This is a genomic window from Ramlibacter sp. 2FC (genome assembly GCF_005503345.1).
GTDB lineage: Bacteria > Pseudomonadota > Gammaproteobacteria > Burkholderiales > Burkholderiaceae_C > SCMQ01.
In genome coordinates this window covers 104,391-114,511 of the sequence record NZ_SCMM01000006.1, presented here as the reverse complement: position 1 = coordinate 114,511, position 10,121 = coordinate 104,391, and the positions used below count along the sequence as shown (strand labels likewise).

The window sequence follows — 10,121 nt, the reverse complement described above, 5'->3', positions numbered from 1 at the left end:
GGGTGCGCGTGATCATGGGCTGGGCGCGCGGCGCCGGCGCCTCGGCGGGCTGCCAGGCCTCGGGCGCCGCCTGCAGCAGCAGCAGGTGAGCGGCCAGCACCGCCAGCGTGAGCGCGGTCAGCCGCTGCCATGGGATGGCCAGTGGCAAGGCCGTCCCGCCGGTGTTCATGACCCGGCGTACCCCAGGTCGCTGGACAGCCGGGCCGCCGCCTGGCGCAGCGGCCGCGCCACGGCGCCGTCCCAGTTCGGGTCGAAGCTGGCCGAGGAGCCCATGGCCAGGATGCCCAGGGCGATGTGGCCGTCGGCGTCGAACACCGGGGCGCACAAGCCCACGATGCCCGGCAGCAGCACATGAACCACCCGGCCCAGGCCGTGGCGGCGGGTTTCCTCCAGCATGGCCTGCACCTCGGCCTGGCTGGTGGGCATGTCGTTGCGGCCGAGCTTGCGCGCGCTGGCCAGCTCCCGCTCGATCATGGGGGCGATCTTGGCCAGCTGGCCCTCGCGCGAGAGGAAGGCCGCGAAGCAGCGCCCGGTGGCCGAGGACAGCAGGGGCATCACGTCGCCCAGGCGCAGGTTGACCGGCGGCGCCAGCGGCGACTCGGCCCAGTGCACGATGGTCGGTCCGTGGTTGCCCCAGACCGCCAGCGCCATGGTGTGGCCGATCTCGGCAAGCAGGCGGGCCACGCGCTCGCGCGCCATCTTGACCGCGTCCAGCCGCGACAGCGAAGCCAGGCCCAGCTTGAGCGCGGCCGGTCCGAGGTCGTAGCGCGTCGTGGCCGCGTCCTGGGTCACCAGGCCCAGGCGCTGGAAGCTCACCAGGTAGCGATGCGCCTTGGCCGCGCTCATGCCGGCGGCGGCAGCCAGGTCGCGCAGCATCAGGGGGCCGGCGGCCTGGGCCAGCACCTCCAGCAGCGCGAAGCCGACCTCCACCGACTGGATGCCGGCGCGTTCCTTGTCAGGGGCTTCCGTGCGTTCTGCCTCCATATGAACTAGAATCCGTTTTCGTTTAGTTAAACTGATTTATCAATGCGTAATTATGGCGTGCCGGGCCTGCCTGGTGCGCCATGCCACCGATTCATCTTGATGGGGACATCGCTTCCATGAAACTCGCCACCTACAAAGACGGCTCGCGCGACGGCCAACTCGTCGTGGTCTCGCGTGACCTGAGCTCCGCCCATTATGCGACCGGCATCGCAGCCAAGATGCAGCAGGTGCTGGACGACTGGAACTTCCTGGCGCCCCAGCTGCAGGACCTGTACCAGGCCCTGAACAGCGGCAAGGCGCGCCACGCCTTCCCCTTCGATCCGGCGCAATGCATGGCGCCGCTGCCGCGCGCCTACCAGTGGGCCGACGGCTCGGCCTACCTGAACCATGTGGAGCTGGTGCGCCAGGCGCGCGACGCCGAGGTGCCGGCCAGCTTCTACACCGACCCGCTGATGTACCAGGGCGGCAGCGACGACTTCATCGGCCCCTGCGACCCGGTGGTGGTCGCCAGCGAGGCCTTCGGCATCGACTTCGAGGCCGAGATCGCCGTGGTGACGGCCGACGTGGCCATGGGAAGCACGCCCGAGCAGGCGCTGGAGGGCGTGCGCCTGGTCATGCTGGCCAACGACGTGAGCCTGCGCAACCTGATCCCGGGCGAGTTGGCCAAGGGCTTCGGCTTCTTCCAGAGCAAGCCCGCCACGGCCTTCAGCCCGGTCGCGGTGACCCTGGACGAGCTCGGCGACGCCTGGGACCATGGCCGCGTCAACCTCACGCTGCAAAGCATCTGGAACGGCCGCAAGGTCGGCATGTGCGAGGCCGGCCCCGAGATGACTTTCCATTTCGGCCAGCTGATCGCCCATATCTGCAAGACGCGCAACGTGCGCGCCGGCTCCATCGTCGGCTCGGGCACCGTCAGCAACAAGGGCGTGGAAGTCAACGGCCGCCCCGAGTGGCCCAAGGGCTACAGCTGCATCGCCGAAAAGCGCTGCATCGAGACCATCCAGGACGGCCGCCCGAGCACCGAGTTCATGAAGTGGGGCGACACCATCCGCATCGAGATGAAGGGCCGGGACGGCCAGAGCATCTTCGGCGCGATCGACCAGGAGATCGCCGCGCCGGTGGCGAAGTAAGGTCCTGCGGGCGTGGTTTCAGCGCTGGTAGACCGCGTCCAGCGAGCGGAAACCCTTGACCTCGATCGGGTTGCCGAAGGGGTCGAGGAAAAACATGGTCCATTGCTCGCCGGGCTGGCCCTCGAAACGCACCTGGGGCGCCAGCACGAAATCGGTGCCTGCGGCACGCAGGCGCTCGGCCATGGCCTGCCAGTCCGGCAGTTCCAGGATCAGGCCGAAATGCGGCATGGGCACCAGGTGCTCGCCCACATGGCCGGTGCGCGCGGTCTTGAACGGTTCGCCCAGGTGCAGCGAGATCTGGTGGCCGAAGAAATCGAAGTCGACCCAGGTGGCCGTGGAGCGCCCTTCCTGGCAGCCCAGCACGCCGCCGTAGAAACGGCGCGCGGCCTCGAGGTCGCTGACGTTGAAGGCCAAGTGGAACAGGCTGCGCATGCCGCAAAGCATAGCAGCCGGGTGCGCCGCCTCAGGTCGGCGAGCCGGGGTTGCCCGCCATGCGGTCGTACTTGAGGAAGTACTGGCGCGCCATGGCCACGAGTTGGGCGTCGCTCGGGTGGTCGCAGGTCTGCACGCCCACGATGGCCTGGTCGATGGCCGGGTCGTGGCGCTTGCAGTGGGCGTGGAACTCGTCCTTCGCCTGGGCCGGCCCGGTGACCAGGATCTCGCGCACGCCGGCCAGGGCCTGCGCCACCTCGTGGTAGAAATCCTCGTCGCTCGTGGCATGGCCGCCTGCGGGCGAGTGGCTGCCGCTGGCGCTGTCGCCGCGGCCGTGCTTGAGCCCGTGCGAGCCCACATGCCCGCCCTTGGCCTTGTGGTGGCTGCGCGAGGCGATGCGCTGCGCTTCCACATGCTCGCGGTCGAACATGAGGACATGGGCTTCGGAGCGGTCGATCCAGACGACGGCGTGGTAGGTGCTCATGGTGATCCCCTTGTCGTGGGTGATGACGGGCGCACAGCTCAGGCGCTGCCGGCATGCCGGTGTTCGACCTTCTCCTGGCAGACGATGCAGCGCGAGGCCTCGGGCGCGGCGTGCAGCCTGGCGGTCGGAATGTCCACGCCGCAGTCGGTGCACTGGCCGTAGTGGCCGGCCTCGATGCGGGCCAGCGCGGCGTCGATGGCCGCCAGCTCGGCCGTCTCGTGCTCGTCGATCGCGAAGGCCAGCTCGCGCTCGGTCGCCGCCTGGGCTCGCGGGTCCTCGGGACGGCCGAAATGCTCGGCCGCCACCTCGGCCCGGCCGACCACGCCGCCGCGCTGCTCGGCCATCTGGGCCAGCAGCCCGGCGCGCATGTCCAGCAACTGCTTGCGGTAGGGGGCGGCTTGCTGCTTGTCCATCGCGTCGGCTCCTTGTCTGTGCAAGTACGCATGATGCGCCGAGGCCGGCGCCATGTCCATGACCAGGGTCAAGCCGGGCGCATCCCCGGGGGCGCGGCCCCCCGGCTGGGCGCCGATGGTGTTTCCGGCGGAAAATCAGGGGTTTTGCCCGCGCGTTCTTGCGCCCGGGGCCTCGCCCGCCGCGTATCGGCCCGAAGCGGGCGCTGGGCGATAATCGAGGCCATGCAGACTCTGCGCTCCGCCCGCCTTCTCGCCCGCCTGGTGCTGGTGTGGTTCGCGCTGGCGCTGGGCGCGGCCATCGCTTCGCCGCTGGTCCAGCCCCAGTCCCTGGAGCTGGTCTGCTCGGGCGCGGGCAGCATGAAGCTGGTGCTCAAGCCCGGCGACGGCGAGGCCCCGGCGTCCGCCCTCACGCTGGACTGCCCGCTGTGCGCCAACCTCGGTGCGCCGCCGCCCCTGGCGCGCGGGGGCGCCGAGCCGGCGCAGCCGCTGGCGCATGTGCTGCAGGCCATTCCCGCGGCACATATCGCCTGGCTCACGGCCGCGCCCCTGCCCGCGCGCGGGCCGCCCCTGCTCTGAATGCCTTGATCCACAGCGCCTGAGTGCCGTACCAGTCGGCCGCTCGCGCTGTCGCCGCGCCAAGGACCCGCCGCGCCAGCCCATGAGGGCGGCCGGCCGGGCGCAGGCGCGATCCCCCGCGTTTTCAGAGCCTGTTCATGAACCTTTTTTCTTTGATCTTCAAGTCCACGACCCTTGTCGCCCTCTGGGCCGCCAGCGCCAGCGCCTTTTCCCACGTGGTGCTCGACGAGCCGGCGGCGCTGGCCGGCCAGGGCTACAAGGCGGCCCTGCGCGTCAGCCACGGCTGCGCGGGCTCGCCGACCACGGCCGTGCGGGTGCTGATCCCGGCCGGTTTCCGCGGCGCCAAGCCCATGCCCAAGCCCGGCTGGACCCTGTCCCTGCGCAGGGAAAAGCTGGCCAGCCCCTACGACGACCACGGCCGCCAGGTCAGCGAGGACGTGGCCGAGATCAGCTGGACCGCCGCCTCGCGCGAGAGCTGGCTGCCCGATGCGCATTTCGACGAATTCGTGCTGCGCGGCACCCTGCCCGCGCAGGCCGGCACCCTGTGGTTCAAGGTGCTGCAGACCTGCGAGAAAGGCAGCCTGGACTGGTCGCAGCTGCCGGCCAGCGGCAGCTCGACCCAGGGCCTGAAGTCGCCGGCCGCAGCGCTGGACATCCTGCCCTCGGAAACTGTCGGCCATCATGCGCACTAAACCCATCCGCTCGCTTTTGGAGAAACCCATGAAAAACAGTTTTGTCGCCCTGGCCCTGTGCCTGCTGGGCGGTGCCGCGCTGGCGCAATCCATCGAGGTCAGGGACGCCTGGGTCCGCGCCTCGGTGCAGGGCCAGAAGAGCACCGGCGCCTTCATGAAGATCAGCGCCCCGGGCGGTATCCGCCTGGTCGGCGGCTCGACGCCGGTGGCCGGGCAGCTGGAAGTGCACGAGATGAAGATGGACGGCGACGTGATGCGCATGCGCGCCCTGTCCGGCGTCGACATCCCGGCCGGCAAGACCGTGGAGTTCAAGTCCGGCGGCCTGCACATCATGTTGCTGAACCTGAAGGCCGCCCTGCCCAAGGGCAGCCAGGTGCCGCTGACCCTGGTGTTCAAGGACGCGCGCGGCGCGGAAAGCAAGCTCGAGCTCCAGCTGCCGGTCAGCGTCGCGCCCCCCGGCGCGGCGGCCGACGGCCATACCCACGGCGTGCACAAGCACTGAGCGCGCGCCGGCGCCGGTTCAGTGCGGTGCGGCGCTGTCGGCCGCTGCCGCGCCGCCGGTGCTGTCGCGGGCGATCAGCTGGCAGGGCAGGGCGCGGCTGGCCGGGTCCAGGCCCTCGCCGACCGACTCCAGCACGGCCTGCGCCGCGACCTGGCCGATCTCGGCCGTGGGCGGGCGCAGGGTCGACAGCGAGGGCTGCAGCTGGCGCCCGATGGGGAAATCTCCGAAGCCCAGCAGGGCGATGCGCCCGGGAACGGCGACGCCCTGGCTCGCGGCCTGCATCAGCGTGCCGCAGGCCAGGTGGTCGTTGGCGAACGCCGCGGCCGTGATCCGCGGGCCGGCGGCCGACAGCAGGGGCGCCAGCATCTGGCGGCCGGCATCGAAGGCGTCGCCGGTCGCGGCGCGCAGCCGCTTGACGCGCGCGCCTCGGCCTCGAAGCCGTCGCCGCGCTCGTGGGCCCGGAAGTCCTCGGCCTCGGCCGGCAGGCTGCGATGGTCCCAGATCTCGAGCACCGGCGTGCCCGCGTCCCGCGCGTCGAGCAGCAGCCGCATGGCGCCCAGCCGGTCAGTAGTCAGGATCGTGACCCTCGCTTCGCCATTTGGAATTCCACATCATGGACCTACCAGCTCCTCACTGAGGCGAGCCGGTGCGTACCTGCACGGATGAGAGCAGGGCTGCGTCGACCGAAGAGTCTCCGATGGCCAGCCTGTAGGAGCCGGGCACGACCGCCCACTTGCCCGCGCTCGCGTCGTACACCGAGAAGGCGCGCTGGTCGAGCGCGATGGATACGCGCTTGGATTCGCCGGGCCGCAGCTCCACCTTGTCGTAGCCCTTGAGCAACGGCGTCGGTTCGCCGGCCGCGCGCGGGTACTCGACGTAGAGCTGGGGCACGACGGCACCGGCCCGGCGCCCGGTGTTGGTCACCGTGAACGTGGCGGTCACGCCATGCCGACCCTTGAGCGTGCCATCCGCGCCTGCGGTCCCCGCGTTGAACGCTACGCGGTCCAGCACGAGGTCCGAGTACGCGAAGTGGGTGTACGACAGGCCGAATCCGAAGGGGTATTCGGCGCGGGGGGTGCCAGGGGTGTTGAAGTGGCGGTAGCCGATGCGCAGGCCCTCGCTGAAGCGCTGCACCTGATTCACGCCAGGGAACTGCTCGGGCGCGTAGGTCGGCAGGTCCGCGTCGGCCCTGGGAAAGGAGACAGGCAGGCGGCCCGACGGATTGATGTCGCCGAACAGCACGCGGGCCAGAGCCGCGCCGCCGCGCGTGCCGCCGTACCAGGCTTCGAGCATGGCAGGCACTTGCGCGTTCCAAGGCGTCGTGACGGCGCTGCCTGTCGTGAGGACGACGATGGTGCGCGGGTTGGCGCGCGCCACGGCCTGGACCATGCGATCCTGGTCGTTGGGCAACGTCAGGCTAGGGCGGTCCACCGATTCAGACTCGAGGTCACGCGCGACAACGATCGCCACGTCGGCGCGCGCCGCCGCTTCGGCTGCGGCGCGAATGTTCGCGTCCATCGCTGCTGAAGGCGCCCTCCAGCCCACTTTCAGCTGTGGGCTCGGGGCGGCGCCGAGCGCATACTCGACGCGCACTGCGTGCGCACCCTGCGCGAGCTGGAGCTCGACGGCCGCCGGCGCGAGGTCGGTGCGGCCTTCGGTCTTCGCGACGAGCCGGCCGCCGATGAACAGTTGCGCCGCGCCATTGGTCGCCAGGTCGAAGCCGTAGCTGCCGGCGACCTCGGCCTGCAGCGTGGCCGTCCAGCTGGCGCGCGTCGTGCCGGCCGGCGGGTCCTGTCGGGCCGTCACGCTGCTTGAGAAATTGTTCGCCGGCGTATAGCACAGGCAGGTGTCGACGCGGCTGGCGAGCCGCGAGCCGTCGGCGGCGTGATACACCGCGCTGGCGCCGCGGCTGCTTCCATCCTCGGCGGTGAGCGCCCCCGAGGGCAGTTGGGGATAGCCCGGCGCGACGGCGATCGGGTAGATCGGATCGACGCCGCGCGCATGCAGCACGACGGCGCCCGGCACGCGGTCGCGGATCGCCTGCAGGATCGTGTCCTTGCCCTGCGGCGCCGGATTGGCCGGCCCGCCTGCCGTCAGCGTGTCGTCCACGCTGGTGCCGATCAGGGCGATGCGCTGCAGGCGCGACGCGTCCAGCGGCAGCAGCCCGCCCTGGTTGCGCAGCAGGACGATCGCGTGCTCTGCCACCTGCTGCGCGACGGCCGCGCCGGCCTGCAGGTCGGCGCCCGTGCGCTGCGGCGGGTCGTCGTAGATGCCGTAGGCGATCATCGTGCGCAGGATGCGCTTGACCGCCTCGTCGACGGCCGAGAGCGGGAAGGTACCGGCGCGCACGGCCTCGATCAGCACCTTGCCGAACTGCGACTCGCTGCGGAACTCCTGGTCCACCCCGTAGCGCAGAGACTGCAGCGCATGCGCGGCGCCGGCATCGGTGCGCACGATGCCCTCGAAGCCCCAGGCTCGGCGCAGCAGTCCGTTCAACAGGTCCTCGTGGTCGCAGGCCTGGACGCCGTTGATCTTGGTGTAGGCGCACATGACCATGCCCACGCGCGCGTCCTGTACCACGTCCTGGAATGGCGCCGTGTACAGCTCGTGCAGGGTCCTGTTGTCGATCACCGCGTCGACTCGCGTGCGGTCCTTCTCGACCGTGTTGACAGCGAAGTGCTTGGCGTCGGCAATCACGCGATGGCTCTGCAGGCCCTTTACGTACGCGGTGGCGGTCTGCGCGACCAGATACGGGTCCTCGCCGAAGGACTCGTGCGCGCGCCCATGCCGCGGGTCGCGCAGCACGTCGACGTTCGGGCCGTGCAGCACGCCATAGCCGAGTGCCCGTGTCTGCGCCCCCAGCGTCTCGCCATAGGCGTGCGCGACCTCGCGCGAGAAGCTCGCGGCCAGCGCGGCCGAGTTCGGCATCTGCGTCACCGCCGCACTGCCCTGCCAGATGCCGCTGGGCGCATCGCCCTGGACCATATCGGGGATGCCCAGGCGCGCATTGCCCTTGACGTAGACCTGCCAGGTCTGCCCGCCGACGGCCTTCGTGCCGTAGCCGTACAGCAGCGCGGACTTTTCCTCGAGGGTCATGGAATCGACGAGCGCTTGCGCCCGCGCCTCGGGCGAGAGACTCGCGCTCGGCGCGGCGTTCGTCCGCGCGGCGGACAGCGTCGCCTGGCGGGACGTGGACTCGCTCGCAGCGTCCGCGCCTGCGTCGCAAGCCGAGAGTGCAAGCATGGCGGCCAGGGCCACGGGCCCCATGCGACGGCAGGCACTGGACATCTGTGCCATCCTTTTCAGCATGTTGTCGCCCGTGCTCAGGCGATGCTCTTCGGCGGCACGCCGGCCAGATACGCGTGGGAGACCGCCGCGCCCGCGCGCGGGTGCACCGGCTCGTCGCCGATCTCGGCCATCTTGCGCTCGAGCAGCCGGGTCATCTCGCCGACCACGTCGCGGTACCTTGGGTCGTCGTGGCAGTTGATGAGTTCGAGCGGATCCTCGTCGCAATCGAAGAGCTCCCACTCGGGTGGCTCGTCGCCGGTCTGCGTCCCGGGCAGGCCCAGTCCCTGGTTGTACCAGTAGATCAGTTTGTAGCGCTTGTTGCGGATGCCGTAGTGCGCGTAGGCGTTGTGCGTTGCGTCGCGATGCATCCAGTAGCGGTGGTAGGCCAGTTGCTCCCAGTCGGGCGGCACTTGGCCTTGCAACAGCGGGCGGAAGCTGCGGCCCTGCATGTAGCTTGGCTGCACGACGCCCGCGACATCGAGAAACGTGGGCGCGAAATCCACGTTGGTGATGATCTCGTCGCAGACGCTGCCTGCCGCGATCTCGCGCGGGTAGCGCACGAGAAACGGCATCTGGAACGATTCCTCGTACATGAAGCGCTTGTCGAACCAGCCATGCTCGCCGAGGAAGAATCCTTGATCGGACGTGTAGATGACCAGCGTGTCCTCGGCAAGCCGGTTCGCGTCGAGGTAGTCCAGGATGCGACCGACGCCTTCGTCCACCGCGGCGATCGTGCGCAGGTAGCGCTGCATGTAGCGCTGGAACTTGAAGCAGGTGTATTGCTCGCTCGTCTCGAACGTGAACACCTCGGCCGTGTCCTTGTCGATGAGACGCACGGCGCGGACGTCGTCGGGGTTAGGCAACTTGCGCTCCGGCGAGCCCGGGCACATCGGCTCGCCGACCTCCGCGCCGCCTTCCGGCTGCACCAGTCCGAGATCGAGGTAGGTCATGTCCTCGGCGATGCGCATGCGGGCGGCGGCCGCGGCCTTCGCGCGGTTCTTGTAATCGTCGCTGAATGTCTCCGGCAGGTCGATGTCCTCATCGTAGAGGTGCTTGTGTCGCGGATGCGGCTCCCACGACCGATGCGGCGCCTTGTGGTGGCACATCACGAAGAAGGGCCGGTCCTTGTCGCGCTGCTCAAGCCAGTCGATCGTCTTGTCGGTGATGATGTCGGTGGCGTAGCCCCGTACGACGGCGGGGCCATCGGGACCGATGAACACCGGGTCGTGATAGTCGCCCTGTCCCGGGAGCACGGACCAGTGGTCGAAGCCCGTCGGCTCGTGGTCCTTGCCTTCGCCGAGGTGCCACTTGCCGATGATCGCGGTCTGGAAGCCGGCCGCCCGAAGCTGCTTCGCCACGTTCGGGCCGCGGTTGTTGATTGCGCTCGCGAGAGTCTGCACGCCATTGACGTGGTTGTGGGTGCCTGTGAGGATGCTGGCCCGGCTTGGCGTGCAAATGGAGTTCGTGACGTAGCAGTGATTGAAGCGCATGCCCTCGTTGGCGATGCGATCGATGTTCGGTGTTCGGTTGAGGTTGTACCCGTAGCAGCCGATCGCCTTCGCGGCGTGATCGTCCGCCATGATGAAGACGATGTTGGGGCGCTTGTGCGTCATGGTCGAT

General features: G+C 69.7%; 11 protein-coding genes. 4 read left to right on the top strand and 7 right to left on the bottom strand.

Going from position 1 to position 10,121, the window contains the following annotated elements:
* Window positions 1–165: 165 nt before the first annotated feature.
* Window positions 166–984 carry an IclR family transcriptional regulator gene (locus FFS10_RS04740; RefSeq protein WP_137892026.1) on the bottom strand — a complete coding sequence of 273 codons (819 nt, stop codon included), beginning with the start codon at window positions 982–984 and terminating at the stop codon, window positions 166–168.
* Between the two features lie 116 nt (window positions 985–1,100).
* On the opposite strand from FFS10_RS04740, the gene FFS10_RS04735 reads away from it, so the two are divergent.
* Window positions 1,101–2,114 (top strand): fumarylacetoacetate hydrolase family protein, encoded by a 1,014-nt coding sequence (locus FFS10_RS04735; RefSeq protein ID WP_137892023.1) that lies wholly within the window; start codon window positions 1,101–1,103, stop codon window positions 2,112–2,114.
* 18 nt (window positions 2,115–2,132) lie between these two features.
* Here the strand turns inward: FFS10_RS04735 and FFS10_RS04730 are convergent, their stop codons facing one another.
* Genes FFS10_RS04730 through FFS10_RS04720 form a run of 3 tightly spaced genes read right to left on the bottom strand, consistent with a single transcriptional unit; the run spans window position 2,133 to window position 3,443 of the window.
* Window positions 2,133–2,546: a VOC family protein gene (locus FFS10_RS04730; RefSeq protein WP_137892021.1), complete on the bottom strand. Its 414-nt coding sequence runs from the start codon at window positions 2,544–2,546 to the stop codon at window positions 2,133–2,135.
* A 31-nt stretch (window positions 2,547–2,577) separates the two neighbouring features.
* A complete protein-coding gene (locus tag FFS10_RS04725; protein ID WP_137892019.1) occupies window positions 2,578–3,030 on the bottom strand; it encodes a hypothetical protein in 453 nt (150 codons plus the stop codon).
* Window positions 3,031–3,068: 38 nt separating this feature from the next.
* Window positions 3,069–3,443, bottom strand: coding sequence for a TraR/DksA family transcriptional regulator (locus FFS10_RS04720; protein WP_137892017.1), 375 nt, complete (start codon window positions 3,441–3,443; stop codon window positions 3,069–3,071).
* A 222-nt stretch (window positions 3,444–3,665) separates the two neighbouring features.
* Here FFS10_RS04720 and FFS10_RS04715 point away from each other — a divergent pair, with 222 nt between their 5' ends.
* The 3 genes from FFS10_RS04715 to FFS10_RS04705 all read left to right on the top strand — a co-directional run bounded on the left by FFS10_RS04715 (window position 3,666) and on the right by FFS10_RS04705 (window position 5,213).
* Complete coding sequence (locus FFS10_RS04715) at window positions 3,666–4,019, top strand: DUF2946 domain-containing protein (protein ID WP_137892014.1); 354 nt, start codon at window positions 3,666–3,668, stop codon at window positions 4,017–4,019.
* A gap of 137 nt (window positions 4,020–4,156) precedes the next feature.
* A complete protein-coding gene (locus FFS10_RS04710) occupies window positions 4,157–4,711 on the top strand; it encodes a YcnI family copper-binding membrane protein (RefSeq protein ID WP_137892012.1) in 555 nt (184 codons plus the stop codon).
* Window positions 4,712–4,739: 28 nt separating this feature from the next.
* Window positions 4,740–5,213, top strand: coding sequence for a copper chaperone PCu(A)C (locus FFS10_RS04705; RefSeq protein WP_137892010.1), 474 nt, complete (start codon window positions 4,740–4,742; stop codon window positions 5,211–5,213).
* An 18-nt stretch (window positions 5,214–5,231) separates the two neighbouring features.
* Here the strand turns inward: FFS10_RS04705 and FFS10_RS04700 are convergent, their stop codons facing one another.
* The 3 genes from FFS10_RS04700 to FFS10_RS04690 form a co-directional block, all read right to left on the bottom strand.
* Window positions 5,232–5,714, bottom strand: coding sequence for a substrate-binding domain-containing protein (locus FFS10_RS04700; protein WP_137892008.1), 483 nt, complete (start codon window positions 5,712–5,714; stop codon window positions 5,232–5,234).
* Window positions 5,715–5,843: 129 nt separating this feature from the next.
* Entirely contained in the window at window positions 5,844–8,501 is a 2,658-nt protein-coding gene (locus FFS10_RS04695) for a beta-glucosidase (protein ID WP_171016016.1), read from the bottom strand.
* A 35-nt stretch (window positions 8,502–8,536) separates the two neighbouring features.
* Window positions 8,537–10,114 carry a sulfatase family protein gene (locus FFS10_RS04690; RefSeq protein ID WP_137892004.1) on the bottom strand — a complete coding sequence of 526 codons (1,578 nt, stop codon included), beginning with the start codon at window positions 10,112–10,114 and terminating at the stop codon, window positions 8,537–8,539.
* Window positions 10,115–10,121: the final 7 nt, after the last annotated feature.